The sequence below is a fragment of the uncultured Clostridium sp. genome (assembly GCF_934754925.1).
Classification (GTDB): domain Bacteria; phylum Bacillota; class Clostridia; order Clostridiales; family Clostridiaceae; genus Clostridium.
Map to the genome: position 1 here is coordinate 16091 of NZ_CAKVJA010000017.1, position 26623 is coordinate 42713.

A 26623-nucleotide genomic window follows, 5' to 3' on the forward strand; every position below is an offset into this window, starting at 1 on the left:
TTATGCATAGATTTTATGCATAGATTTTATGGAGGGAAGCAGTATGGGTGGAATTATGGAAGCACGTGAGATATTAGAGAAGGTTAAGGCTGGAGAGATTTCTGTAGAAGAGGCAGAAGGGTATTTTAGAAGACAGCCTTTTGAAGAAATGGGTTATGCAAAGATTGATACTCATCGTAAGTTGAGGTCAGGTTTTGCTGAAGTTATTTTTTGTAGTGGAAAAACTAATGAACATTTATTAAATATATTTGAAAGATTGTATAAAGAAAATGGAGAAGTTTTTGGAACTAGAGCATCAGAGGAACAGTATAAGTTTATTAAAGAAAGATATCCAGAAGTAAAATATGATACTATTTCTCGTATTTTGAAAATAGAGAAAAAGGATAAAAAGAGAGTAGGAAAAATTGCAGTCTGTACAGCAGGAACAGCAGATATACCAGTGGCAGAAGAGGCAGCTCAAACTGCTGAGTATTTTGGAACAAATGTAGAGAGAATTTATGATGTGGGAGTTAGTGGAATTCATAGATTGTTTTCTAGGTTAGATGTAATTCAAAGTGCAAATTGTGTAGTAGCTGTTGCTGGTATGGAGGGGGCTCTTGCTAGTGTTTTAGGAGGGCTTGTAGATAAGCCTGTTATTGCTGTTCCCACATCTGTTGGATATGGTGCTAATATGAAAGGATTATCAGCTCTTTTAACTATGATTAATTCATGTGCAAATGGAATTGCTGTTGTTAATATTGATAATGGATATGGTGCTGGGTATATGGCAACGCAGATTAACAGATTGGGGGTAAAATAGTGAGTAACAAATTATATTTAGAATGTTATTCTGGGATAAGTGGGGATATGATGGTTGCAGCTCTTTTAGATTTAGGAGCTGATAAGAATATTTTAGATGAAGCTTTAAAAAGTCTTGATATAACAGGATTTCAAATTGAAATAAGCAGAGTACTGAAAAGTGGAATTGATGCTTGTGATTTCAATGTAATACTTGATTTTAACCATGAAAATCATGATCATGATATTAGATATTTGCATGGATATATTAATGGGTATACTTATAAAGAGGAAAAATATAGATGTAAGGATGGTCATTATGAACATGGAGAGAAAGAGAGTTTAGATGAAGAGATTATAGATAAAGGTAAACAGTACGGATATGGATATAAACAATGTGGACATGTTTCTAACCATGAATATAGAAGTATTAAAGAAATTAATACAATTATAAATAACTCTAATATTACAAGCAATGCAAAAAGAATTGCTAAAGATATTTTTACTATATTAGCGAAGGCTGAAGCAAAAGCTCATGGTGTAGATGTTGAGGATGTACATTTTCATGAGATAGGAGCAGTTGATTCTATAGTAGATATTGTGGCAACTGCAGTTTGCTTAGATAATCTTAATATTACAGAAGTGATAGTTCCTGTTTTATACGAGGGTAGAGGGTTTATTAGATGTCAGCATGGAGTTATTCCAATTCCTGTTCCAGCTGTTTCAAATATTGTTTCTGATAATGGATTGAATTTACATTTAACAACTTCAGAAGGAGAGTTTGTTACACCTACAGGTGCTGCAATTGTTGCATCTATAATTACTTCTAGTAATTTGCCAGAAAACTTTTCTATTAAAAAGATAGGAATTGGCGCTGGAAAAAGGAATTATGACAGGCCAAGTATATTAAGAGCTATGATAATTGAAGAAAATTCAATAGATGGTGATTATATATATAAACTTGAAAGTAATATTGATGATTGTACTGGAGAAGCCCTTGGATTTGTAATGGAAAGACTATTTGAAGCTGGAGCAAGAGACGTTTATTATACTCCTGTTTATATGAAGAAAAATCGTCCTGCATATCAACTAAATGTAATTTGTAAAAGAGAGGATATTGAGAAACTTGAAGAAATTATATTTAAGGAAACTACTACTATTGGAATCAGAAGACAGTCTATGGAAAGAAGTGTGTTAAAACGAGAGTTAATAAAAGTTCAAACAACTTTAGGTGAAGCACAAATAAAGGTTTGCCAACTACCTTCTGGAAAGAGATATTATCCAGAGTATAGTAGTGTTAAAGAGCTATGTAAAAATAGTGGTTTGTCATATCAAGAAGTATATCATCTTATAAAAAGAGAAGTAAAATAATGGGTGTTCCTCCGGGGTCAATCCAATATTTGGATTGACCCCGGAGGAACACCCTTTTTTTTACAATTCTAAAGCCATGTCTCCTTCTTTAATCCATTCTTTCTTACGCATAAATTCTGAAATTATAAATGTAAGAAGGGCTGGAAGTACAAAATGCATTACTATTATTTGTAAAACAACTATTTTAGATGAAGCTATTTGTGTCATTGTCTGATAAGCCATAATTTGTCCTACAAATCCTGCAGATCCCATACCAGATCCAGTTGCATTATTAGTCATCTTTAAGAATGTTGAAGAAATAGGACCTAATATTGCACTAGATATAATTGCAGGTAACCATATTACAGGCTTTTTAATTATATTAGGTATTTGAAGCATTGATGTCCCAACACCTTGAGCAAGAAGTCCGCCTAATCTATTTTCTCTATAACTTGCAACAGCAAAACCAACCATTTGGCAACAACATCCCACAACGGCAGCACCAGCAGTTATTCCATCAAGATTTAATATAACTCCAATAGCAGCAGAACTAATAGGAAGTGTTAATAAAATACCCATAATTACTGAAACTAAAATACCCATAATAAAAGGTTGTTGTTCCATAGCAAACATTATTATTGTTCCTAGCCAAGTCATAAATTGTGATATTGGGGGACTTAATAGTAATCCAACAATGGAACCAACTCCGATACTAATAAGTGGAGTTATTATAATATCAATTTTGGTTTTACCAGCAATAAGATGTCCAATTTCAATTCCTACTATAGCAGCAATAAAGGCACCTAAAGGTTCACCAGGACCAGCAAGTGTAATAACTCCAGTGTCAGAAATAATACTTCCAGCAAGTATCTTAGTAGCAAAGCCACCAACCATACCAGATACTGCTGCAGAAATTACTACAAGTGGAGTTTCTTTAAATTTATAAGCAACTCCAACACCTATTCCAGCACAAGTTGCTGCAGCTGCAAGTTTACCTATAAGAAATATGGTAGTGCCTACATTCCCATCTATAAGAGTACCTATTTGCTGTAATATAGTACCTATTATTAATGTGGAAAATAGTCCTAAGGACATGCCACTTAATCCATCAATAAATATATGATTTAGATATTGTTTTAAATTTTTCATAATTAATAAGCTCCCTTCAATTAACAAGTGTATATACACATGTAATATTAAGTTAAGTTTAACATAATTTGGGCTTAAAGGTCAATTTATTTTAAAATAGCCTATATAATCAGTTAAAAATAAAAAAATTACCATAAAATGTATGAGTCTCCGGGGCCAATCCAATATTTGGATTAACCCCGGAGGAATATTTTTAGAATAAAAAACAATATTCCTATGTAAAATTATAGTAAGAGTGATATATTTGGAGGAACTATATGTCATCAGATATTCAGGAAATAAGCAATTTGAAAGAGATTTTATGTAGGAAAAAAGTCTCTGCAATAAGGAAAAAATATTATAAGGCTGAAAATAGGGTTTGTAAAAAGATATTAAAAAGCAATGAGGGTGATTATGAATTTTTAATTAAGAGTAGTTTTGTAGAATTTAGAAAAAGATATTTTAGTAATCTTTATAATGTTATTAATAATATAGTAAATGATTCTATGGGAAGTATAGAAGGGCAAATGAGAGATTATATTTCTGAAAAGAAAAGAAGTAGAACTTTTGAAGTTATATCTTTAATAAAGAGTATTTTAGATAGAAATAATATAATATGGGCATTGCATAAGGAATATTTGGAGTGTAGAAAGGAATGTGAGTGTCCAGAAGCTATTACTATTGTTATTGGGCAGCAATATCAAAACTTAGCATTAAATATTTTTAATATGTTAGGATATGTGGAGAATGGACAGACTTTTGTAATTAACAATGTAAGGGTTAGGATAGCTTTTAGTTTTATTCTAGAGAATAATGTATATAATTTAACAAATGATAATATAAGATACTGTATATTAGAAGATGAATCATTGCCAATTTTAACTCCATAGAGAGATTACCTCTAGTTTTAAAAAAATACATATAAACTAGAGGTAAATGAACATTACTAATTTTAAATCTAATAAATAGAAAAAATTTTTAAAAATATATGGTAATATAAAAATAATATGATATAATAAATACATAATAAGAAAACGTATACAAATATAGGGTGGGAGGATTTAATATGGTTGAGGAATCAAAAGTTGTAGAAATAAATGAGGAATTAAAGGAAAAAAATGATAAAGTAAAATCATCTGAAAAAGAAGCTATACTTAAAGAATATGAAGATACATTAGGATATTAAGAAATTTTAAATTATAAGCTTATAAAAACTGATGGGTAAGGTTAATTATAAGTTATTTATGGTATTTAGGGTAAAACAATTATGGTATAAAAGGGGTATAAAATAAGATGTTGGATAGGATAAGCTATCTAACATCTTATTTTTATATTGAAAAAAATAGCATTATTCCGTAAAATACCAATTAGAAGTGTTAACTAAATTTATAATTTTAGAAATATTTTATTTAGGTATTTACTTTAGGAGGAATTAAAAATGCAAATGAAAAAAGAAATTAGTATTAATAAGGTAAAAAAGGATGCTGAAGATTTATTTAGAGGCGGATTTTTTTGTTCTGAAGCAGTAATGAGTAGTATTAGAAGTAATTTTGAGTTAGATATACCTGAAGTTGTGATTGCAATGGCATCTGGATTTCCTGTAGGAATAGGTAGATCAAAATGTTTATGTGGAGCTGTTTCTGGAGGAGTAATGGCATTAGGATTATTCTTTGGAAGAACAGTGCAAAATGATCCTAAAGTTGAAAAGAATCTAGAAGTGGCAAAAGAATTACATGATTATTTTAAAGTAGCTAATGGAAAGAATGCTTTATGTTGTCGCATATTAACAAAAGAATTTGATATGGGACAAGGTGAACACAAAGAGCAGTGTATTCATTTTACAGGATTAGTTGCTGGGAAAGTAGCAGAAATAGTAGTTAGAGAATTTAATTTAAAAAATATTGATGAATAACTTTAAAAAGGAGAAATTATGAGGATAAATAAAATACATCATGTGGCAATAATTTGCTCAAATTATGAAATATCAAAGAAATTTTATACTGAAATATTAGGACTTAAGATTATTAGAGAAGTATATAGAGAAGAAAGGGAATCTTATAAATTAGATTTGGAGCTTGGAGATAGTCAAATAGAGTTATTTTCCTTTAAAAATTCTCCTGAAAGAGTAAGTTATCCTGAGGCAAGGGGACTTAGACATCTTTCTTTTGAAGTTGATAATATAGAAGAAACTATTAGTTATTTAGAGAGTAATGGAGTAAAATGTGAGCCAATAAGAATAGATGAATTTACATTAAAAAGATTTACTTTTTTTGAAGATCCAGATAAATTACCTCTTGAATTATATGAAAAATAGAAGGCAATATTATACTTTAAATTGTTTTAATAGTCTCATTAATTTTTATTATAAAAATTAAACCCTATAAAGTTAAAGTTTATATCTCATTGGATATATAGGTTTATATTACCAATAAGATCATAACAAGATTCGACAAGTTATTTCTTGTATGTTTTGTATAATTAGCTTGTAAAGAGATAAAACTAGATTTTTATTAGGGGGACGGCTATGAGTACTAAAGATAAGTTAATTGAGTTATCAGAAGAAGCAGTAGAAATAATTAAGGAAGTAATGGATAGGACAGAAGAAGAAAGTCAATTAGTTAATGTAGATTATAACGAAAGTGGAGATACCATAAATTTTAAATTTGAGGATAATAGAATTGTTGAATACAGTTTAAGTGAGTTATGCTATATTTTTGAAGATGGTTTAGAGGGGTTTGAGATTTTTTCAATAAATAGATTTAGAGAATTTTATATTAAACTAAAAAAAATTCAATCACAAACTGAACTTTTATAGAAAAAAGCTAAATGCTTTAACTTAATTTTAAAATTATATAATTATTAGGCTGGTACATGAATGGAATACTAACGGCTTAGAGGTATTTTATTCAGAAAGGGATGTACCAGCTTTTTTTATTAAGGATTATTCTAAGGGGTTTAGATACTCTTTAATATTATCATAATTTAAAGTAAAAGCTTCTCCATCTTCAAGAATTATATGATTTCCACTATAAGGTTTACCATCTATTAAGAGAATAAAATTATTAACATTATAATTATAGCAATAAGTATACATTATACTATCTAAAATTCCACATTCAGGACCACTACCAAGATTTTTTATATTATCATAATAATCTTTAGATAAGTCTACAGTTAATGAATCATTATCTCTATCTATTTTTGCACTTTTAACATAAAGACTTTCTGGTAAGGTTGAAACGCCAGATTTTACTTCTTTTTTTAGTTCTTCTGTAAGTGCAGAAATTAATGCATTATCCTTTACTGGAATTACAGTATCTTTATAATAATAACAATTATCTGAACAGTGATAGTAAAAAATCCTACAGTTTTTATTAACAATAGTACACTCAGAAGTTTTATTATCAATATCCTCTTCAATATATTCTTCGGATGAAGAAGTATTTATTTCCTTGTCTGAGTTTGTTGAATTATTATTAGTAATATTAGAATTATTTTCTTGAGTTGTTGTTTTATCATTTACATTTGTACAGCTAAAAAGAAAGAAAGTTAATGATAATAAAGCAAAAAGGGTTAAGAGATACTTTTTCATTGATTACTCCTTAAAAATAAATTTCATTTTTACTATTATATGAATATGGAGCTATTAGTTATTATTATTATTATTATTATTATTTCAATATGTTATTTAAGATAAGATTAAAATTTATGTTATACTATCCATATACTAAAATTTGCATCATATAAGGAGAATAATATGTATTTAATTGATTATCACATTCACTCAAATAATTCTTTTGATAGTAAGGAAACTGTATTATCAGTTTGTGAAGCTGCAATTGAAAAGGGAATAAATGAAATATGTTTTACTGAACATTTTTCAGTTAAAGAAGGAATAAAAAGTTATGGATTTTTTAATTTAAAGAAATTTAGTGATGAAATAAAAGAGTGCAGAGAGATTTTTAAAGATAAACTTATAATAAGAGCTGGAATTGAAATTTGTGAACCACATGAAAATGAAGAGGAATTAAGAGAAATACTTGAAAATATACCTTTTGATTTTATTTTAGGGTCAGTACATAATTTTGATTATAATATTGGACTTGTAACATATATGAGTTGCCACTCTAAAGAAGAAAGTTACAGTAGATATTTTGAAGAAGTAAATAAAGTTTGTATGTCTCCTCACATTGATGTTGTAGCTCATTTAGATTTAATGAAGAGATATGCTTTTAATACTCATGGTAATTATGATTTTAATGAGTATAAGGAAACTATAGAGGAAGTATTAAATAATATAATCAAGGCTGGTAAAGGGATTGAAGTTAATACGTCTACATTAAGAGGAGTAGTTAATGAAACTATGCCATCTATAGATATTTTAAAAATGTATTATGATTTAGGTGGAAGAATAATAACTGTAGGATCTGATGCTCATAAGGCAGAAGATGTTGGTGCAGGAATTAGAGAAAGTATTGAAGTTTTAAAATCAATTGGATTTAAAGAAATTTATAAGTTTGAAAATAGAAAACCAATAGCCGTAGAAATTTAATAAGAGTTAATATTTTAAATTTAGAAGTTCCTTAAGGAGTTAAACAATTCCTTAAGGAACTTTTTTTATTAAAGTTAATTTTTATGGTTTTAGATAAAGAATAATTGAAAAAGTGATGGGACAATATTAAAAATAATATATTTACTGAATTTGGAAGAAAGGTGGATTTAAATAATGAATTTAGAGTTATTTAATTAATTATGAGGTTAATTGGCTTTAAAATGACTTTGAGAAATTTACTTAAGAGGAATACAATTTAATTAAGTAATTACTTAAATAAATCTCCAAATCTTCGATTTGGCTAAGATGAATTTACAACTCGGACAGTTTAGAGAGGAGTTGTTTCATAATTAAATTAAGAGGTACTTATGAAGGAGAAAGTTAAAGTTTTTAAAGCTATTGGAGATGAAACAAGATTAAAAATATTAATTTTATTATCTACTAAGAATATATGTGCAAAAGGAATTGCAAAGCATCTTGAGATTTCAGAAGCAGCAGTTTCACAGCATATAAAAGTTCTTAAAGAAGCTAATCTTATAATAGCTTATAAAAATGGATATTATGTTATGTACGAGTTAAATAATGAGGTTTTAGAGGAATCTAAAAATTTCATAGATATTCTTATTCATAAGGATGTAGATTTAATTAGTAAAAAATATAATATTAAAATTAGTGATTTTAGTACTGCTAGATGTAAGCAGGGCTGCAAAACAATGAAGGGTTGTTGCAGAAAAAAGTTTAAGGAGGAGTAAAAAATGAAAGTATGTTTTCCAGTTAAATCAAACGAAGGGTTAAATAGTGTTCCGTATAATCACTTTGGTAGTGCACCAGAGTTTGTAATTTGTGATTTAGAGTCTAATGATGTTAAATCAATAGGAAATGGTGATTTAGGCCATGAACATGGAAAATGTCAGCCTATTAAAGCTTTATCAGGTGAAGTAGTTGATGCAGTAGTTGTTGGAGGAATAGGTCAAGGTGCTATTGTAAAATTAAATTCAATGGGGATTAAGGTTTATCAAGCAGTTGAAGGATCTATAGGTGATAATATTGATTCTTTAAATAAGGGTGAATTAAAGGAATTTGATAGTAATCATACATGTAATCATGACGGATGTTCACACCATAATCATTAAAAAATTTTTCTAAATGAAATTGTCTCATAGAACATGTAAATAATAAGACTTCTTCAAGGGTAGTATGTTTTAGTATACCTGTGAAGAAGTTTTTTATTTGCAAACCTTTAACTTAAATTGGAAACGTAGTAAAATATATAATAAAAAATATAATTAATGAGGGTAAGATGAGTGAGGAATTTAAAGAGACAAAAGTTTATACAAAAGTAATAAATGATATTAAGGAAAAAATATTAAGTGGTGAATTAAAAAATGGAGATAGATTACCATCAGAAAGAGAAATGGCAGAAAGGTTAGATGTTTCGAGAACATCAATACGAGAAGCAATTAGAACTCTTGAAATTATGGGGTTAATTGAAAGTAAAAGAGGTTCTGGTAATTATATAACTAATAGCTTTGGAAATTCACTTTTTGAGCCATTATCAATAATGTTTATGCTGCAAGAGTATTCAACAGGTGATATTCATGAATTAAGAGAAACTCTTGAAATTGAATGCTGTAGAATGGCAAGCAGATTAATTTCTTATAAAGATATTAAGTTGTTAAAAGAAATTATTGATGATATGGATAAAACTTATGATGAGGATAAAAGTTTATTACTAGATATTAGATTTCATAATATAATTGTTAAATCTTCTAATAATCCTTTAATAATCAATGTTCTTAAGGCTATATCTCAACTTATGGACAAGTTTATTAAAGAGTCTAGAAAGATTATACTTTGTGAAGAGAATAACAGAAAAATTTTGTTAAATAGTCATAAGGAAATAGTATTATCACTTGAAGAAAGAAATGAAAGTAGAGCTATAATTTCAATGAAAAATCATTTTGATATAATTAAAAGAGCTTATGAAATTTAAGGTAAGAATTAATAGTGAAAAGTGAAGAGTGAAGAGTTAAGGGTGAAGCTGCTAAGGCAGTTTCTGGGGATATATATTTTTTAATTCAGCTAGGCTGAATTATTTCCTTAACTTTTCACTCTTACTTTTTCATTCTTCACTTAATAACTTTTCATTTTTTTATAAAAGCTTTTTTACGCATAAAAACGTTTACGTTAATTAAATAACAATTATTTACAAATGAAAAGTGTAGATTTATAATATAGATAATTGGTAATACCAATTTAAGGAAAATGAATGGGAGGATAAGATGAATATTCTTAAGCAATGGATTTTAGTTTTAATGGTTTATTTCTTAGGGGAAATTGTTTCAAAAGGCTTATCATTACCTATACCAGGCAATATTATGGGAATGATATTTCTATTTCTTTTCTTAGTTACAGGTATTATTAAATTAGAAAAAATAGAAAATGCAGCAAAATCTATATTAGATAATTTAGCATTTCTATTTATTCCGGCAGGTGTAGGGCTTATGAATTACTTTGGAATAATAAGTAATTATGTTGCTCAAATACTATTTATAGTTGTATTAACTACTTTTATCGTCATGTCATTTACAGGCTTAACAGTTCAGTTCGTTTCAAAAAGAATGGAAGCTACTTCAGCTAAGAAGAATAAAAATAAAGAAGCTACAGTTTCTTTAGAAAGGGTTGAATAGTATGGATATTTTCACTTCTAATATGTTTTTTGGAATTTTTATATCACTAGTTGCATATGAAATTGGACAAATTCTTTATAAAAAAACAAAACTACCAATATTTAATCCGCTTTTAATAGGAATAATTTTAGTAATTGCATTTTTAAAAATATTTAAAGTAGATTTTGAAATATATAATAAGGGTGGACAATTTATAAATATGTTTTTAGGCCCAGCAACAGTAATATTAGCAGTTCCACTTTATAAACAATTATCATTACTTAAGAAGAATTTCATACCTATTATTATTGGCATAACAATAGGATGTTTTGTAAGTGTTTTATCTATAATTTTATTAGCAAAAATATTTAATTTAAATAATGATCTTATTATTTCTTTATTACCAAAGTCAGTAACTACACCTATAGGTATTGAAATTTCAAATAGCCTTGGAGGGATAACGGGAGTAACTGTGTTAGCTGTTGTTATTACGGGAATAACAGGAGCAATTATTGCACCAATAGTATGTAAGATATGTAGAATAACTGATCCAGTTGCAAGAGGAATTGGCATAGGAACTGCTTCTCATGCTGTAGGAACTTCTAAAGCCTTGGAAATAGGAGAAACAGAAGGTGCTATGAGTTCATTATCAATAGGAATTGCAGGTCTTATTACAGTTGTAATTGCACCTTTATGTTTTAGTATTGTAAGTAAATTGTTTTAATTAATAATTTAGTTATAAAGTTATTTGCAAAGAAAATTGGTATTACCAATTTTAAAATATAACTTTTAAAATTGAAAATTGTACAAGGTATCTTAATTAGGTATATAAGGGAGGAGAAATTATGAATATTTTAGTTTGTATTAAACAAGTTCCAGGAACATCTAAGGTTGAGGTTGACCCAGTTACTGGAGTTTTAAAAAGAGATGGTGTTGATTCTAAAATGAATCCATATGATTTATATGCATTAGAAACAGCTTTTAAAATTTCAGAAAATAAGGGTGGTAAAATAAATGTTTTAACTATGGGACCACCTCAAGCTAAAGAAATTATTAAAGAAGCTTATTCAATGGGTGTTGATCATGGTGTACTTTTATCTGATAGAAAATTTGCAGGTGCAGATGTTTTAGCAACCTCTTATACTTTGTCTCAAGGTGTTAAAAGTATGGGAGAATTTGATTTAATAGTTTGTGGAAAGCAAACTACTGATGGTGATACTGCCCAAGTTGGTCCTGAAATGGCGGAGTATTTAAATATACCTCATGTTGCTAATGTTAGAAGAATAATAGAAGTTAAAGATGAATCTATTGTAGTTGAAATGGATATGCCAAATACATTAGAGATAGTAGATATTAAATTACCAGCTTTAATTACAGTAGAAAAAGGAATCTTTGAACCTAGATTACCTTCTTATAAGAAAAAAGTAGCAACAAAGGATAGAGATATAGATATTAAGAGTTTATGTGATTTTAAAGATCAAGATGAAAAGCATTATGGGTTAAATGGTTCCCCAACTCAAGTTGAAAGAATTTTCCCTCCTAAGGTTAATGATAAGAGAGAAATGTGGAAAGGTAGTAGCGAAGAAATAGTTAATAAAATTGAGAATACATTGAAGGAATTAAAATTTATTTAAGGGGGTAATTATTATGGGAAGATTAATAATTAATCAAGATAAAGTAGGTAATAAAGATGAATTAGTTAAGATATGTCCTTTTGGTGCTCTTGAAATTAAAGACGATAAGTTAGATATAAATAGTGGCTGTAAAATGTGTAAATTATGTGTAAGAAAAGGTCCAGAAGGTGCAGTAGTATTTATTGAAGATGAAAAGAAAGAAATAGATAAAAGTCTCTGGAATGGAATTGCTGTTTATGTAGATCATGTAGATGGAGAAATTCATCCTGTAACACTTGAGCTTATAGGAAAGGCAAGAGAGCTTGCAGATAAGGTACATCAAAAAGTTTATTGTATAGCTATGGGGGATAATATTGAAAATAGAGTTCATGAACTTTTACATTATGGTGTTGATAAGGTGTTTTTATATGATGATGAGGAATTGAAATTTTTTAGAATTGAACCTTATACTTCAGTAATTGAAGACTTTATAAATAATGTAAAACCAGCAGTGTTATTAGTTGGAGCAACAACTGTTGGTAGGTCATTAGCCCCAAGAGTTGCAACTAGATTTAGAACAGGTCTTACAGCAGATTGTACTATATTAGATATAAAAGAAAACACAGATTTAGTTCAAATAAGACCAGCCTTTGGTGGAAATATTATGGCTCAAATTGTTACACCAAACTCTAGACCACAACTTGCAACAGTTAGATATAAGGTTATGTCAGCTCCAGAAAGAAGTGAAAGTGAAAGTGGAGAAATAGTTAAATTATTTATAGGAAAGGAAAAATTAAAGTCTAATATTAATGTATTAGAAGTAGTTCCAAAATCTAAGGAAAAGGAAATAAGTGAGGCTGATGTTTTAGTTGTTGCAGGAAGAGGTGTAAAGAGTGAAAAGGATTTAGCAATGATTAAAGAATTAGCAGAACTTTTAGGTGGAGAGCTTGCAACTACTAGACCTTTAATTGAAGCAGGGTGGGTTGATGCAAAAAGACAAGTTGGTTTAAGTGGTAGAACTGTTAGACCAAAGCTTATTATTACTTGTGGTGTATCTGGTGCAGTTCAATTCACTGCAGGAATGAATAATTCTGATTATATATTTGCTATAAATTGTGATGAGAAAGCTCCAATATTTAAGGTTGCTCATTATGGAATAGTTGGAGATATTTATGATGTTATACCTATGTTAATTGAAAAGATTAAAAGTAATGTTTCTGGAGCAATAGAAGAAGTTGCTGTAAATAGTATTTAGCCAAGTTTTATTTAACTTTGAGGCAAAGATGAAAGGGGAGGAATTTATGATGGATTATAAGAGATTTTCTGTAGAGGATTATAATAATATATTAAGTTTAATTAATGATAGAGATAGAGTTTTATATGGTGAAAATATAAGTGAAGATTATAGTAGAGATGAGCTAGGCTCTGTAAGAGTTATGCCTAATGTTGTAGTACAAGCGTTAAGTAGTGAAGAGGTTTCTAAGGTAATGAAATATGCTTACGATAATAATATTCCAGTAACTCCAAGAGGTTCAGGAACAGGTCTTGTTGGATCCGCTGTACCTATTAAGGCTGGAATTGTTATTGATTTAAGTAAAATGAACAATATTTTAGAGTTAGATGAAGAAAATTTAACATTAACAGTTGAACCAGGGGTATTACTTATGGAAATAGGAAAATATGTAGAAGAGTTTGATTTGTTTTATCCACCAGACCCAGGAGAAAAAACTGCCACTATAGGAGGGAATATAAGTACTAATGCTGGTGGAATGAGAGCTGTAAAATATGGTGTTACTAGAGATTATGTAAGAGGTCTTGAAGTAGTTTTACCTAATGGAGAAATTATTAATGTTGGAGGAAAGGTAGTTAAAAATAGTTCTGGATATGCATTAAAGGATTTAATAGTAGGTTCTGAGGGAACTTTAGGAATTGTTACAAAAGCTATATTAAGATTATTACCCTTACCTAAAAAGGCAATTAGTCTTTTAATTCCTTTTGATACTTTAGATAATGCAATAGAAACTGTACCTAAGATAATTAAATCTAAATCTATACCAACAGCAATAGAGTTTATGCAAAGAGCTGCAATTATAGCTGCAGAGGAGTTTTTAAAGAAGCCATTTCCTGATAAATCATCAGATGCATATTTATTATTAACCTTTGATGGAAACTCAAAAGAAGAAATAGAAAGGGCTTATGAAGGTGTTGCTAATATTTGTTTAGAAAATGGTGCGTTAGATGTATTTATTTCTGATACTGAAGAAAGACAAGAAGCTATTTGGAGTGCTAGAGGTGCTTTCTTAGAAGCTATAAAAGCATTAACAACTGAAATGGATGAGGTTGATGTTGTTGTACCAAGAAATAAGGTTGCTGAATTTGTTAAGTTTACTCATGAAGTTGAAGAATCACAAGATATAAGAATAAAGAGTTTTGGTCATGCTGGTGATGGTAATCTTCATATTTATATATTAAGAGATGATTTAAATTCTGATGAATGGAATAATAAGCTTAATAATGTTATGGAAATTTTATATAAGAAATCAAGAGAACTAAGTGGCCAGGTTTCAGGAGAACATGGTATAGGCTTTGCTAAAAAATCATATTTAAATGAATCCTTACCAAAGCAATCTATAGAGATTATGAAGGGAATAAAACTTGCTTTTGATCCTAAAAATATTTTAAATCCAGGTAAAGTATGTCAGTAATAAAATAGATAAAATTGCTTCAAAGGAAATTAGCCAAACAATACAAAAAAGAACATACTTTCACTTTTAAGAAAGATATAGTAATATAGTAATATAAAATTATATTTTAAGACAATTATAAAAAGGATGTATTAAAACTACAATTCACTTAATATAAAATTGCGAACTAATTTATAGTTAAGGGGATTTGTTCAGTTAAAGAGTTTAATTTAGCTTTCGCTAATTAAACTCAGGTAAGGGTTTGCTAAAGCAAACGTTAAAGAGTTAAGCAGAATCCCCCTAAAGTTAACGACTTGTCATACAAATTTGTAGCAGGAATCGTTAACTATAAGTCGAAGAACTAAGAAAAACAGTGAAGAGAAAAAATGAAATATTAATTTGGAGGGAAGCATTGAAATTAAGCTGTAGAATTTAATAATTGATGTAGTAAAATTTGCGTTAAGAAGATTTTACTGTTTGACGCGCTAGCTAGTTTAGAATCTTTAGCAAGTTTTACGGAATCAATTATATAAATTCAAAGTGAAAATTTCACCGCTTCCCGGAAAAGTAATATTCCATTTTTCGTTCTCACTGTAGTTCGCAGTTTATTTCAATTGTGAAAATAGAGTTTTTAACATTTCTTTGACAGCGATAGGAGAGAGAAAGTATAGGAAGGGAAAAGAGCATATGATTGTAGGAACTACTGCAACGGCAACTATGGGAATTGGTTTTTTAATTACTAAGACTTTTGATAGTGCTGTATATTTAGCTCCTTTAATTATTGGTGGATTTATTGGATCATATATGCCTGATATTGATTCACATAATTCTAAAGCAAGACAAGTTTTTAATAAGCTATTAACATTTTCTATAATAGCAATAGTACTAGGATATATGTTAGGAATAGCATTAAGTGTAAGTGATGTATTAAATTTTTTAGAGAGTAATATTAAAAATTGTTTTGCAACAGTTATGTTTTGTATAACAACTGTATTAGGAAAATTATCTCCACATCGAATGTTTACTCATAAATGGTTAGGTACATTAATGTTTTGTGGAAGTGTATATTTAACAGGAAATATATATTTAGCATTAGGCTTTTCTATGGGATATATTTTACATATTGTTTGCGATAGATTTTCACCAAGAGGCAAGAATTTAAAATTCTTTGAGTTCAAATTACCTTGTAAAAACTCTAGGAATAAGACAATGATTACTTGGTAATGGGATTTTTAATAAATTAATTATTTAATTACATAGAATAATTAGAAAAAATAAAAGAATTAGCAACTATTTAGCGGCTAATTCTTTTATTTTTATATTTTTAGGTAAACTTGCTTTTAATGATTTAAGTATACCTTTTGGATCTTCAGTTATTATTGAACAAATAAGTAAATCATACTTAGTTGTAAGTTTTAGTTCATAAGTATTTCTCTTATCTTTCTTTTCAAGTAATAAGCTTTGAATTTCATTGAATTCACCATAATTATTTTTTACTACTACATAATTATCATATATTGCAAATTTAGTACAAGACAATTTTATGCAGAAGAAAACTAATATATTTATAAGTACAATTGCTATTAAGTAATAAGGTGTTATATTATTGATAAATATATAAATAGCAAATAGTATACTAACTACTAATAGAATAATAGATGGAATATAGGTGTTTAAAGAGTTAGTAGTATATTCAAATTTTAAATTAGATTTGTTTTTTAGCATTTTTTTATAATAAATAGAATACAAAACTGTTAAATAATAGGCTGGTATTACAGCGAAAATTATTAAAAATAATATAAGAACAAAATTATTCATAAAAGATCCTCCAGAAAAAGCTTTTCTTAAATTTATATATAAATAATATTTTATACCAGTAAGTTAATATTATCAATAAATATAAATAATTAAAAAGAATAGAGATATAAAAATAGAAAAAATAAAAAAATATTTATAAAGAAACAAAAATACAAAAAAACTACAAAAATACACATAAAAAGGTTTTCAAATGACATAAAATTATGTAAAATGGTAATTAAGAGGATATTAAGTTAATGGATTTATGTAAAATTTAATAAGAGAGGTTTAATGCTTATATGGAGAGGCAAAAAATTTTAAAACTAAGGGAAATTATAAATGTTTTTGCTATTATTATAATGTGTGGACTTTACACTCTTATAATAGATAATAGTTTTAATATTATTATTTTCTTGCAAATAGGAACATTAGTTACTTGTTGCTTATATGCGTCTAGTGCATTTATATTATTTTTAGATAAAAGGAGAAAAATCTTTAATTTATATAAATATTTATCATTAGGAGCTTTAGGTATGGGATTTTTAACAGTTTCTAATGTAATTCTATTAAATGTAAATTTAAGTATGCGATTAATATATAATTCGCTAAACAGAATGTTTTATATAATTTTCTTATTTGAGGTGATAATATTTATAATATCATTTATTAATATTAATAAGGAAAGGGAATTTAAAAGTATTTGTATTCATGTTACTATAGCGACATTTATATCTCAATATTTAATATTTAGAAGTAAATCGTATTTTTTTAAGGAATTATCATTAGTAGGTGTTAATAAAACTAAATTTATAATAGAAATTGTATTAGTATTGTTATATATATTATTGCTACGTGTGATTCAAAAAGAAGAAAAAAATTTTTCTAATGAAATATTTTTAGATTTTAAATTTTATGTATATTCTAGGATTATGTTAATAATATTTATAATTATTATGCCTAAGGAATATAATATTATTATGGTTTTAATATCTTATTTTATTAAGTTTATAGGCAACTATTGTATATTTAAGATTATTGCATTAGAAGTTGTTAGAAAACCTAATGAGTATTTATATAATGAATTAATAATTAAGTCTAATATGTTAGAAAAAAAACTAGATGAATTAAAAAGAAAAAATGAAATAGATGAGATAAATAAACAATTGCTTGTTAATATTTCCCACGAATTTAAAACACCAATAAATATTATTTACTCAGCAGTACAAATGCAAGATTTAAAGAAAGATTGTAATGATATAAATGCAATTTTAAAGTTTAATTCTGTAATTAAACAAAATTGTTACAGATTAATAAGATTAATAGATAATTTTATTGATTCAAGTAAGTTAACACAAAAAGATTATAATTTAGAATTAAAATGCTTAAATATAGTTTCAGTTGTTGAAAATACTACAATGTCAATATTATCTTTTGCAGAAATAGGTGGGATAGAAGTCGTTTTTGATACTGAAGAGGAAGAGTTATTTGTTTTAGCTGATAAGGATTTAATAGAGAGATGTATTTTAAATATACTATCAAATTCAATTAAATATAATAAAGGAACTAAGGGAAAAATAAATGTTTTAATTGGATTAAGAGGTGAAAATATTATTATAGAAATTGAGGATAATGGTATTGGTATACCTAAGGAAAAACAAAAGCATATTTTCAATAGATATGAAAGAATTAAGTCAAGTGAAGGTGAATATAAGGAAGGATCTGGTTTAGGTCTTAATATAGTTAAGCAAATAATAAATAAGTTTAATGGAGAAGTTAGACTTGAAAGCGAAGAAGGTATTGGAACGAAGGTAACACTTATTATACCTAAAGTAGATTATGATGAAGAAATATATGAAGAATACTCTGATGAGTATAACTTGAAAAATAATATTATTCAAAAAGTTAATTTAGAAATGTCTGATATATGTATGTAAGAAAAGTCATTAAGCTAATAAAATAATTAGTTTAATGACTTTTTTACAAGGGAAAAATTTTAAAAAAATATAATGGAAAATATTTACAAAAAGTATTTTAAGTTGTATAATATATTTATAGTAGTTGAAAGGAAAAAAACTTAAGGCTACTAAATATATAGTTTTTATAATAATAAAAACTAAAGGGGTGGTGCTTCTAAATGTCGTTATTGGATGATGTTCAGTTCGTGAACAAATATGATAGAGAGGAGGCGTGTATAGGGTTTAAAAATAGGCTTTTAAATAATGCTAAAATCAAACTTTATAAATGTTTTAAAGAAGGAGATGATCTAATCTATCTAATACATTAGTAAAGGGGGATAGAAGTTCGTTATTCATAAAATAGAGTTTTAAACATTTTTATTTGAAGATAATTTAATAATGTATATAAAAAGGAGCTACTTAATTTAGCTCCTTTTAATTTTAATATAAAAGGTGGATGATGTAAAAGTGGAGTATATATCTTTAGTAGCCAAAAAAATAAGACCTTTTTTAAATTTAATTATTTTTTTCTTAGTATTTACAATTTCTTTTTCAATAGTTATTGGAACTTTAAAGTATACAATTCCATTTATAATTGGATTAATAACAGCATCAATTTTAAAAAAGCCTACAGAGGCTATTATTAAAAAATTTAATATAGATGGAAACTTAGCTTCTAGTATCTGCATATTGTTTTTTTATGTAATTACAGTAACTTTATTAGGCTTTAGTATAGTTTATCTTTGTTCTGAAATTAAAGATTTAGCAACAGATGGTTATCAGTATTTATATGATAATGGATCAAATATAAATGTATTTATTCAAGATTCCTTATCAGCTTTTGAAAATATAGATGAATCTATTCTAGAAAGTTTAAGAAGTAATATAAATAAGTTTATATCAGATATATCCAATTATGCTTTAGATTTTAGTATGAATATTGTAAATTATATAATAGGTATAATTTCTGCTTTCCCATATATTGTATCAGTAATAATTTTTGCTATATTATCTACTTTTGTTTTTCTAAAAAAGTTTATTAAAAGGGATTCAGAACGTATAAAAAATATAGAATATATTAAGGAAAATGAACTTGATAAGTTTTTAGAGATTATAACAGAAATTAAAGATGTTGTTTTTAAGTATATAGGTACATATTCTATATTAATTTTATGTACATTTATAATTACATTTATAGGATTTAGTATTTTAAAAATACCATATACCCTATTATTAAGTTTAATTTGTATGATATTAGATTTATTACCGATTGTAGGTATGGTTTTGGTATTTTTACCTCTTGTAATTATTTATTTTTTTAGTGGAAAGTATATTACTGTTATATTTTTAATAATTTTATTTTGTGGAATTATGATTACTAGAAATATATTAGAGCCAAAGCTTTTGTCATCATCCTTAGAACTATCTCAGCTAAGTGTTTTAATTGCTATCTTTGTAGGATTAAATGCTGGAGGATTTAAAGGAATGATATATTTAATGGCTCTATTTATAAGCTTTAATTTTTATAAAAAATATGAAACTAATGATGAGAAAACTATGTTAAAAAAATGTGAAGATAAATCTGAAAAATAGATATAAAAATATTTATGCCTTTCTAAAATACTCTTTATTAAATAAATTTTTTGGTAATTATTTATTTAAAAAAGAGTATTTTTATGCATTAAATTTTAATTTATTAGTATATTTTTTAATATAGAGCTATAAAAGTTTATTAGGGGAAAATAATAATAAATGTAAATATTTACATAAAAAGTAATAAGTATTACAATATAACTAAATGGAATCTTATGAGAAAAAGAGTGAATCTTGTATGAAAATGTTTACAAAAATTAAATAGTATATTTATATAATTTAATATAAAAAATAAAATGAAGAGGAGTTTTAGGGGGGGATTATCTTGATGAAAGTTTTAATAGCTGATGATGAATTAGAAAGTAGAAAAAAAGATAAGGTAAATGAATTTTATGGTGAGAAAGGCCATTATTTAAAAGAAAATTTTCTTAAAAATTGGATGAACGGAAAAATTAGAAGCACAGAAATTAAAAGAAATATGGAGTATTTTAATATTAAATATACTAATTCAATGGCACTTATAGTAATTAAACCTTTAATAAAAAATAAAATAGAAATAGAGGAAGAGTGGGAGATAGGCTTACTAAGTTATGCTATATATAATATTGCAAATGATGTAATGAAAAAGTTTAAGTGTTTAAATGTGTTTATTGATTCTAAAAAACAAATTGTTATTTTATGTGATATAAATCCAATAAAATACTGGCATAGTATTGTTAATGAGTTAGAAAATTCTATTAATAAATCTCTTAAGGTAAATGTAGTTATATGTGCATCATTTTTACGTAATGATCCAGTTCAAGTTAATATTGTTTATAAATATTTATGTAATAGGTTAGTTGATAAGAGTAAAAAACCACCTATACTTATTGAGGTTCAAAAATATATAAATAGAAATTATAATAAAGAGGATTTGTCACTATCAGAAATAGCAAATAATTTAGGGGTTACTCAAACATATCTTACTAGATTATTTAAGAGAGAGCTTAAAATAACTTTTCATGAATATTTAACTAAGGTAAGAATAAAAAATGCAATAATTTTAATGAGAGATCCATCATTAAAATTATCTGAAATTGCAGAGTTAATTGGATATAGTACACAACATTATTTTATTAATGTATTTAAAAAATATGTTGGAATATCGCCTCAAGATTATAAATTAGGGATAGTAAACGAAAATAGATAGTAAGGTATTGATTAAATTAAATATAATTATATATAATAAAGAGCCGTAAAAGGCTCTTTTATATTTGTATTAATTTATATAAAATAATGTTATTATTCCAGTAGGAGTGTGATAAGTATGGCTAAAGAAAAGAATGTAAAAACAAATGCAATGAGGATACTAGATTCAAAAAAAGTAAATTATGAAATGATTGCTTATGATATTTTAGATGATAAAATAGATGGTATTTCTGTTGCAGAAAAAACTGGGCAAGATGTGAAAGAGGTTTACAAAACTTTAGTAACTCAAGGTTTAAGTAGAGAATTTTATGTTTTCGTTATACCAGTTGATAAAGAGTTAGATTTAAAGAAGGCAGCAAAAGTAGCTGGAGAAAAGAAAGTTGAAATGATTCATGTTAAAGATATAACTAAATATACAGGTTATATAAGAGGGGGATGTTCTCCTGTAGGAATGAAGAAACTTTATAAAACATTTATTTATGAAGAGGCTGAAAATTTAGAAAAGGTTTGTGTCAGTGGAGGAAAAAAGGGACTTCAGATTAAATTATCTCCAATGGATTTAATAGAAGTTGTAAATGGTACATTTGCAGATATTATACACTAATAAATTTTCTACATGAATATTTAATAAAAACTAGAGTGAAATATAAAAAATGTACAAATTTTACTAATAATAACCATAGTATTTGTAAATACTATGGTTATTATATTTTTAGAGGTGGAAGCAATGTTAAAGTGGAGAGATTTTTATTTAATGAAGGTTTATGATTCTAAAAATAAATATATTGGTGTTATTGAAGATATTTCTATAGATTTTAATAAAGGAACTATAGAGGGATTTGTAATTTCACCAGCTTCTATAATGAGAAAGCATACTTTTGTTTCTAGTGATGCAATAGTCTCTATAGATAAAACCATGAAAATTAAAGAAACATCAAAGATTAAGGGCCTTAAATTTAAAGAAATTAAATTTATTGATATCTTAAATGAAAATAAGATATTAATTGGTGTTCTTGAAGATTTAATAATAGATAAGGAAAGCTTTAATATAAAAGGATTAATTATTAGTTCAGGAATTTTTGATAAAATGTTTAAGGGAAAAGAAATTATTACATTAAAACATTGTATTTTATGTGATGATTATATTTTATACAATGGCAATGAGCGTATTAAGTTAAAAACTTTACCTCATAATTTAGGAGGCTCTAAGGATGTTAGCAAAGCATAAAAATTTGATTTATAAAACAATAATAGCAATAGTTTTTATAATATTTAGTATCATTGTATATAAGTATTTTACTCCTATAAGATATGTTGTTAATTTATTAGTGGTTTCATTTATAATTGCATATACTTTGAAACCTTTAAAAAATTGGCTAAGTGAAAGATTAAATATTTCTCCTAAAACAAGTTCTCTTTTAATTATATTATTATTTTTATTATCTTTTGTAGGACTTCTATACTGTATAGTTCCATCTATATTAAATGAAAGTGGAAATTTTGGAATTATGTTAGATAGTATAGAAGAATATATTTTAAATCTTGCAGTTAGATTTAAATTAGATAGGTTACCGATTTTTGAAACTATATATATACAAGTTGGCGAAAAAATAAATATGGTTTTAAGTAGTGCATCAACTAATTTAGTAGATAATATGATTTCTCTTGGTGAGAATATTATTGCTTTTGCAGTTGTCCCTATTACAACTTATTATTTACTAGCAGATGGACATTTGCTTTACAAAAAACTATTATTAATTTTTCCAACAGATAAAAGAGTTTTAATAAAAAATATAAATAATAATATCGATAAGATATTAAGTAGATATATATTAAGTCAGCTTTTACTATCATTAATAATTGGATTATTATCCTTTGTTTTATTATTAGTACTTAGAGTGAAGTTTCCATTAGTTTTATCTATAATAAATGCTATAGCTAATATAATTCCATACTTTGGACCTATTATCGGAGGTGTTCCTATAATTTTTATGGCACTTACAGGCTCTATTACAAAGGGAATACTAGCAGCTATAGGAGTAATTTTAATACAACAAGTAGAAGGTAACTTTTTAGCGCCTAAAATAACGGGGGATAGTACTAATATGCATCCTATAATAATTATTATTTTATTGATATTAGGAGAAAAAATGGGTGGAGTAATAGGGATGGTTCTAATTGTTCCTATTGCTGTGATTATTAAGGTTGTATATGATGATATAGATTATTATTTGTTTTAAATAAAATCTAAACATCTATTTTGGCTATTGAACTTTCAAATAAGTTCTAAGTTTTCATTGCTAGGATTAGTACTTGGTAAAGTTTGTTGACATAAATACTTAAATGAAATATAATTTTGTCATAAATATATAGCATAAAGCAATGAAGAGAATTAGTAAATATGATGTAAATATTAAGAGAGGAAGTGGATGGTGAAAACTTCTTATTTAGCATATTGAAGCTGTCTTGGAGCTTATTTTACTTTAAGTGATGTATATTCATATACATAATTAGGGTGGTACCGCGGAGATTATAAGTTTTCGTCCCTTTTTCTTTAGGGATGGAGACTTTTTTTATTGGTTGAATTACCCATAAAAAATAAATTTAAGATTTAGTTTAATTTAGAATTAAATTACTAATAGAAGAAATTGGAGGTAGAAGAAATCATGAAATTCATGGGAGCAAATGAATTAAGAGAAAGTTTTATTAGCTTTTTCGAATCTAAGGAACATTTAAGAATGGAAAGTTTTCCATTAGTACCTAAAAACGATAATAGTTTATTATTAATAAATGCAGGTATGGCACCACTTAAGCCATATTTCACAGGTATACAAAAACCACCAAAGACTAGAGTTACGACTTGTCAAAAGTGTATTAGAACTGGTGATATAGAAAATGTAGGAAAGACTTCAAGACATGGTACTTTCTTTGAAATGTTAGGTAACTTCTCATTTGGAGATTACTTCAAAAATGAAATTATTCCATGGTCATGGGAATATGTAACAGAAGTTTTAAAATTACCTAAGGATAAATTATATGTAACAATTTATTTAGAAGATGATGAGGCATATGAAATTTGGACTACTAAAACAGATATAGATCCAAACAGAATATTTAGATTAGGTAAAGATGATAACTTCTGGGAAGTTGGAACTGTTGGACCATGTGGACCTTGTACAGAAATTCACTTTGATAGAGGTGTAGATGTAGAACCTGTTACAAATGTGGATGATTTTGTAGCTGCTTCTGATGCTGATAGAATAGTTGAGTTCTGGAACTTAGTATTTATTCAATTTGATAAACAAGAAGATGGTAGCTATGCTCCATTAAAGAATAAAAATATAGATACTGGTATGGGACTTGAAAGAATTGCAACTATAATGCAAGGTGTTGATAACATATTTGAAATTGATACAGTAAAGAATATCTTAAATAAGGTATCAGCTTTATCAGGTGTAGAATATGGAAAAGATGCTAATAGCGATATTTCATTAAGAATAGTAACAGACCACGTTAAAGCTGTAACTATGCTTATATCTGATGGTGTTCAACCAAGTAACGAAGGTAGAGGATATGTTTTAAGAAGACTTTTAAGAAGAGCTGCAAGACATGGAAGATTACTTGGAATTAAGGGATTATTCTTAAAGGATGTTGTAGATGCTGTTGTTGAAAACTATGGTGGAAATTATCCAGTATTAGTTGAAAATAAGGATTATATAACTAAGATAATAACTTTAGAAGAAGAAAGATTTAATGAAACTATTGATGGTGGAATGAATATATTAAATGGTTATATTAAAGAATTAGAAGAAGCTAAATCTACAGTACTTTCTGGAGAAAAAGCATTTAAATTATATGATACTTATGGATTCCCACTAGAATTAACAGAAGAAATCCTTGAAGAAAAGGGAATGACTGTTGATCACGAAGAATTCAAAAAGGAAATGGAAGCACAAAGAGAAAGAGCTAGAAGTGCAAGAGGCGAAACTTCTTACATGGGAGCTGATGAAAATCCAATTAACAAAGTAAAAGCTGATATTGAAACTGAGTTTACTGGATATACTTCAACAGAAGGTGTTGGAAAAGTTGTAGTTTTAGCAACTGATGAAGAATTTGTTGATGAATTAACTGAAGGAAGCAAAGGTTATATCTTAACTGATAAGACTCCTTTCTATGCTGAGATGGGTGGTCAAATTGGTGATACTGGTATGATTGTTGGAGCTAACGGAACAGCTTATGTATATAATACTAAGAAAAATGTTGGTGGAAAGACTGTTCATTATGTTGAAGTTAAAACTGGAAGTATAAAGAGTGGTGAAGAAGTTACTTTAACTGTAGATAAGGCAAGAAGATCTAGTGTTTGTAAAAACCATACAGCAACTCATATGTTACAAGCTGCATTAAAAGAAATTGTTGGATCTCATGTTCACCAAGCAGGTTCTTTTGTTGATAATGAAAGATTAAGATTTGACTTTACTCACTTCCAAGCCATGACAGCTGAAGAAATTCAAAAGGTTGAAGATTTAGTTAATGATAAGATAATGGAAGTTGACGTTGTAGAAACTAAGCTTATGACAATTGAAGAGGCTAAGGAATCTGGAGCAACAGCATTATTTGATGAAAAATATGGTGATAAAGTAAGAGTAGTAGCTGCTGGAGAATTCTCTAAAGAACTTTGTGGTGGTACTCACGTATCTAATGTTGGAGAAATAGGATTATTTAAAATAGTTTCTGAAACTGGTGTAGCTGCTGGTATAAGAAGAATAGAAGCTTTAACAGGAAGAGCAGCTATAAAATATATGGAAGAAAAGCAAAGATTATTAAAAGAAGCTTGTGCAGCACTTAAGTGTACTGAAAAAGATGTTTTAAAGAAAATATCAACTCAAGGTGCAGAAATTAAAGAAAAAGATAAAGAAATTGCAGAGCTTAAATCAAAACTTACAAGTGGAGCTTTAGATGATATATTAAATTCAGCTAAGGAAATTAATGGAGTTAAATCAATTGCATATGCACTTGAAGGTGTAGATGGAAATGCTTTAAGAGATTTAGCTGATAAAATAAGAAGTAAGATGGGTTCAGGAGTTGTAGTATTAGTAAGTAAGTTAGGAGATAAGGTTAATTTAGTTACTATGGCAACTAAGGATGTATTAGATAAGGGAATACATGCAGGTAAGATTATTAAAGAAGTAGCTACTGTTGTTGGCGGTGGCGGAGGTGGAAGACCAGACATGGCTCAAGCCGGTGGTAAGAAGCCAGAAAGTATTCCACAAGCTATAGAAGCTGCATTCCAAACAATAGAAAATTTAGTAAAATAGTT

26 protein-coding genes and 1 other annotated feature are annotated in these 26623 nt (G+C 27.2%); of the genes, 23 read left to right on the plus strand and 3 right to left on the minus strand.

Annotated features, from left to right (window positions below; translation table 11 throughout):
- Nucleotides 1-55: 55 nt before the first annotated feature.
- On the plus strand, nt 56-799 hold the full coding sequence (larB, locus tag Q0G30_RS07400) for a nickel pincer cofactor biosynthesis protein LarB (protein WP_294388539.1): 744 nt from the start codon (nt 56-58) through the stop codon (nt 797-799).
- Complete coding sequence (gene larC, locus Q0G30_RS07405) at nt 799-2148, plus strand: nickel pincer cofactor biosynthesis protein LarC (protein ID WP_294388457.1); 1350 nt, start codon at nt 799-801, stop codon at nt 2146-2148. The genes larB and larC overlap by 1 nt, the downstream gene beginning before the upstream one ends.
- Before the next feature lie 60 nt (nt 2149-2208).
- Here larC and Q0G30_RS07410 read toward each other — a convergent pair whose 3' ends face one another.
- Nucleotides 2209-3276: a PTS sugar transporter subunit IIC gene (locus Q0G30_RS07410; RefSeq protein ID WP_294388459.1), complete on the minus strand. Its 1068-nt coding sequence runs from the start codon at nt 3274-3276 to the stop codon at nt 2209-2211.
- A 257-nt stretch (nt 3277-3533) separates the two neighbouring features.
- Between Q0G30_RS07410 and Q0G30_RS07415 the strand changes: the two genes are divergently transcribed.
- From Q0G30_RS07415 to Q0G30_RS07430, 4 genes are all read left to right on the plus strand, one after another.
- Nucleotides 3534-4145 (plus strand): hypothetical protein, encoded by a 612-nt coding sequence (locus Q0G30_RS07415; RefSeq protein ID WP_294388462.1) that lies wholly within the window; start codon nt 3534-3536, stop codon nt 4143-4145.
- 548 nt (nt 4146-4693) lie between these two features.
- Nucleotides 4694-5167 (plus strand): C-GCAxxG-C-C family protein, encoded by a 474-nt coding sequence (locus Q0G30_RS07420; protein ID WP_294388465.1) that lies wholly within the window; start codon nt 4694-4696, stop codon nt 5165-5167.
- Between the two features lie 18 nt (nt 5168-5185).
- Entirely contained in the window at nt 5186-5569 is a 384-nt protein-coding gene (locus Q0G30_RS07425) for a VOC family protein (RefSeq protein ID WP_195467979.1), read from the plus strand.
- A gap of 210 nt (nt 5570-5779) precedes the next feature.
- Nucleotides 5780-6070, plus strand: coding sequence for a hypothetical protein (locus Q0G30_RS07430; protein WP_195467980.1), 291 nt, complete (start codon nt 5780-5782; stop codon nt 6068-6070).
- 126 nt (nt 6071-6196) lie between these two features.
- Here Q0G30_RS07430 and Q0G30_RS07435 read toward each other — a convergent pair whose 3' ends face one another.
- Nucleotides 6197-6847: a GerMN domain-containing protein gene (locus Q0G30_RS07435; RefSeq protein ID WP_294388470.1), complete on the minus strand. Its 651-nt coding sequence runs from the start codon at nt 6845-6847 to the stop codon at nt 6197-6199.
- Between the two features lie 165 nt (nt 6848-7012).
- Between Q0G30_RS07435 and Q0G30_RS07440 the strand changes: the two genes are divergently transcribed.
- The 10 genes from Q0G30_RS07440 to Q0G30_RS07485 all read left to right on the plus strand — a co-directional run bounded on the left by Q0G30_RS07440 (nt 7013) and on the right by Q0G30_RS07485 (nt 15997).
- Nucleotides 7013-7807, plus strand: coding sequence for a histidinol-phosphatase HisJ family protein (locus Q0G30_RS07440; RefSeq protein WP_294388473.1), 795 nt, complete (start codon nt 7013-7015; stop codon nt 7805-7807).
- 368 nt (nt 7808-8175) lie between these two features.
- Nucleotides 8176-8559, plus strand: coding sequence for a metalloregulator ArsR/SmtB family transcription factor (locus Q0G30_RS07445; protein WP_221701251.1), 384 nt, complete (start codon nt 8176-8178; stop codon nt 8557-8559).
- Nucleotides 8560-8562: 3 nt separating this feature from the next.
- Nucleotides 8563-8940 carry a NifB/NifX family molybdenum-iron cluster-binding protein gene (locus Q0G30_RS07450; RefSeq protein ID WP_221701252.1) on the plus strand — a complete coding sequence of 126 codons (378 nt, stop codon included), beginning with the start codon at nt 8563-8565 and terminating at the stop codon, nt 8938-8940.
- 167 nt (nt 8941-9107) lie between these two features.
- Nucleotides 9108-9800, plus strand: a complete 693-nt coding sequence (locus Q0G30_RS07455; RefSeq protein WP_294388476.1) for a FadR/GntR family transcriptional regulator — start codon at nt 9108-9110, stop codon at nt 9798-9800.
- Between the two features lie 289 nt (nt 9801-10089).
- Nucleotides 10090-10497, plus strand: coding sequence for a CidA/LrgA family protein (locus Q0G30_RS07460; RefSeq protein WP_294388479.1), 408 nt, complete (start codon nt 10090-10092; stop codon nt 10495-10497).
- 1 nt (nt 10498) lies between these two features.
- Nucleotides 10499-11200 carry an LrgB family protein gene (locus tag Q0G30_RS07465; protein ID WP_294388482.1) on the plus strand — a complete coding sequence of 234 codons (702 nt, stop codon included), beginning with the start codon at nt 10499-10501 and terminating at the stop codon, nt 11198-11200.
- A 121-nt stretch (nt 11201-11321) separates the two neighbouring features.
- Nucleotides 11322-12110 (plus strand): electron transfer flavoprotein subunit beta/FixA family protein, encoded by a 789-nt coding sequence (locus Q0G30_RS07470; RefSeq protein WP_221701256.1) that lies wholly within the window; start codon nt 11322-11324, stop codon nt 12108-12110.
- A 13-nt stretch (nt 12111-12123) separates the two neighbouring features.
- Complete coding sequence (locus Q0G30_RS07475) at nt 12124-13344, plus strand: electron transfer flavoprotein subunit alpha (RefSeq protein WP_294388484.1); 1221 nt, start codon at nt 12124-12126, stop codon at nt 13342-13344.
- Between the two features lie 49 nt (nt 13345-13393).
- Nucleotides 13394-14794: an FAD-binding oxidoreductase gene (locus tag Q0G30_RS07480; protein ID WP_221701265.1), complete on the plus strand. Its 1401-nt coding sequence runs from the start codon at nt 13394-13396 to the stop codon at nt 14792-14794.
- A 621-nt stretch (nt 14795-15415) separates the two neighbouring features.
- Nucleotides 15416-15997: a metal-dependent hydrolase gene (locus tag Q0G30_RS07485; protein WP_294388486.1), complete on the plus strand. Its 582-nt coding sequence runs from the start codon at nt 15416-15418 to the stop codon at nt 15995-15997.
- A gap of 66 nt (nt 15998-16063) precedes the next feature.
- Here Q0G30_RS07485 and Q0G30_RS07490 read toward each other — a convergent pair whose 3' ends face one another.
- Nucleotides 16064-16591 carry a hypothetical protein gene (locus Q0G30_RS07490; RefSeq protein WP_294388488.1) on the minus strand — a complete coding sequence of 176 codons (528 nt, stop codon included), beginning with the start codon at nt 16589-16591 and terminating at the stop codon, nt 16064-16066.
- A gap of 278 nt (nt 16592-16869) precedes the next feature.
- On the opposite strand from Q0G30_RS07490, the gene Q0G30_RS07495 reads away from it, so the two are divergent.
- From Q0G30_RS07495 to alaS, 7 genes are all read left to right on the plus strand, one after another.
- A complete protein-coding gene (locus tag Q0G30_RS07495; RefSeq protein WP_294388491.1) occupies nt 16870-18504 on the plus strand; it encodes a HAMP domain-containing sensor histidine kinase in 1635 nt (544 codons plus the stop codon).
- Nucleotides 18505-18993: 489 nt separating this feature from the next.
- The gene (gene ytvI, locus Q0G30_RS07500; RefSeq protein ID WP_294388495.1) at nt 18994-20118 is read left to right on the plus strand and encodes a sporulation integral membrane protein YtvI; all 1125 of its coding nucleotides are present in this window, start codon (nt 18994-18996) and stop codon (nt 20116-20118) included.
- A gap of 328 nt (nt 20119-20446) precedes the next feature.
- A complete protein-coding gene (locus Q0G30_RS07505; RefSeq protein ID WP_294388498.1) occupies nt 20447-21307 on the plus strand; it encodes an AraC family transcriptional regulator in 861 nt (286 codons plus the stop codon).
- Between the two features lie 117 nt (nt 21308-21424).
- Nucleotides 21425-21910, plus strand: coding sequence for a Cys-tRNA(Pro) deacylase (gene ybaK / locus Q0G30_RS07510; RefSeq protein WP_294388500.1), 486 nt, complete (start codon nt 21425-21427; stop codon nt 21908-21910).
- 123 nt (nt 21911-22033) lie between these two features.
- Complete coding sequence (locus tag Q0G30_RS07515) at nt 22034-22534, plus strand: PRC-barrel domain-containing protein (protein ID WP_294388503.1); 501 nt, start codon at nt 22034-22036, stop codon at nt 22532-22534.
- The gene (locus tag Q0G30_RS07520; protein WP_294388506.1) at nt 22518-23546 is read left to right on the plus strand and encodes an AI-2E family transporter; all 1029 of its coding nucleotides are present in this window, start codon (nt 22518-22520) and stop codon (nt 23544-23546) included. The genes Q0G30_RS07515 and Q0G30_RS07520 overlap by 17 nt, the downstream gene beginning before the upstream one ends.
- Nucleotides 23547-23679: 133 nt before the next feature.
- Nucleotides 23680-23857 (plus strand) — a binding site (T-box leader).
- 115 nt (nt 23858-23972) lie between these two features.
- Nucleotides 23973-26621 (plus strand): alanine--tRNA ligase, encoded by a 2649-nt coding sequence (gene alaS, locus Q0G30_RS07525; protein WP_294388510.1) that lies wholly within the window; start codon nt 23973-23975, stop codon nt 26619-26621.
- Nucleotides 26622-26623 lie beyond the last annotated feature (2 nt).

Bases quoted from the DNA above. Each gene is read 5' to 3' on its own strand.
- larB (WP_294388539.1), top strand. From the start codon at position 56: ATGGAAGCACGTGAGATATTAGAGAAGGTTAAGGCTGGAGAGATTTCT.
- Q0G30_RS07410 (WP_294388459.1), bottom strand. From the start codon at position 3,276: ATGAAAAATTTAAAACAATATCTAAATCATATATTTATTGATGGATTA.
- Q0G30_RS07415 (WP_294388462.1), top strand. From the start codon at position 3,534: ATGTCATCAGATATTCAGGAAATAAGCAATTTGAAAGAGATTTTATGT.
- Q0G30_RS07420 (WP_294388465.1), top strand. From the start codon at position 4,694: ATGCAAATGAAAAAAGAAATTAGTATTAATAAGGTAAAAAAGGATGCT.
- Q0G30_RS07425 (WP_195467979.1), top strand. From the start codon at position 5,186: ATGAGGATAAATAAAATACATCATGTGGCAATAATTTGCTCAAATTAT.
- Q0G30_RS07430 (WP_195467980.1), top strand. From the start codon at position 5,780: ATGAGTACTAAAGATAAGTTAATTGAGTTATCAGAAGAAGCAGTAGAA.
- Q0G30_RS07435 (WP_294388470.1), bottom strand. From the start codon at position 6,847: ATGAAAAAGTATCTCTTAACCCTTTTTGCTTTATTATCATTAACTTTC.
- Q0G30_RS07440 (WP_294388473.1), top strand. From the start codon at position 7,013: ATGTATTTAATTGATTATCACATTCACTCAAATAATTCTTTTGATAGT.
- Q0G30_RS07445 (WP_221701251.1), top strand. From the start codon at position 8,176: ATGAAGGAGAAAGTTAAAGTTTTTAAAGCTATTGGAGATGAAACAAGA.
- Q0G30_RS07450 (WP_221701252.1), top strand. From the start codon at position 8,563: ATGAAAGTATGTTTTCCAGTTAAATCAAACGAAGGGTTAAATAGTGTT.
- Q0G30_RS07455 (WP_294388476.1), top strand. From the start codon at position 9,108: ATGAGTGAGGAATTTAAAGAGACAAAAGTTTATACAAAAGTAATAAAT.
- Q0G30_RS07460 (WP_294388479.1), top strand. From the start codon at position 10,090: ATGAATATTCTTAAGCAATGGATTTTAGTTTTAATGGTTTATTTCTTA.
- Q0G30_RS07465 (WP_294388482.1), top strand. From the start codon at position 10,499: ATGGATATTTTCACTTCTAATATGTTTTTTGGAATTTTTATATCACTA.
- Q0G30_RS07470 (WP_221701256.1), top strand. From the start codon at position 11,322: ATGAATATTTTAGTTTGTATTAAACAAGTTCCAGGAACATCTAAGGTT.
- Q0G30_RS07475 (WP_294388484.1), top strand. From the start codon at position 12,124: ATGGGAAGATTAATAATTAATCAAGATAAAGTAGGTAATAAAGATGAA.
- Q0G30_RS07480 (WP_221701265.1), top strand. From the start codon at position 13,394: ATGGATTATAAGAGATTTTCTGTAGAGGATTATAATAATATATTAAGT.
- Q0G30_RS07490 (WP_294388488.1), bottom strand. From the start codon at position 16,591: ATGAATAATTTTGTTCTTATATTATTTTTAATAATTTTCGCTGTAATA.
- Q0G30_RS07495 (WP_294388491.1), top strand. From the start codon at position 16,870: ATGGAGAGGCAAAAAATTTTAAAACTAAGGGAAATTATAAATGTTTTT.
- Q0G30_RS07505 (WP_294388498.1), top strand. From the start codon at position 20,447: ATGAAAGTTTTAATAGCTGATGATGAATTAGAAAGTAGAAAAAAAGAT.
- ybaK (WP_294388500.1), top strand. From the start codon at position 21,425: ATGGCTAAAGAAAAGAATGTAAAAACAAATGCAATGAGGATACTAGAT.
- Q0G30_RS07515 (WP_294388503.1), top strand. From the start codon at position 22,034: ATGTTAAAGTGGAGAGATTTTTATTTAATGAAGGTTTATGATTCTAAA.
- Q0G30_RS07520 (WP_294388506.1), top strand. From the start codon at position 22,518: ATGTTAGCAAAGCATAAAAATTTGATTTATAAAACAATAATAGCAATA.
- alaS (WP_294388510.1), top strand. From the start codon at position 23,973: ATGAAATTCATGGGAGCAAATGAATTAAGAGAAAGTTTTATTAGCTTT.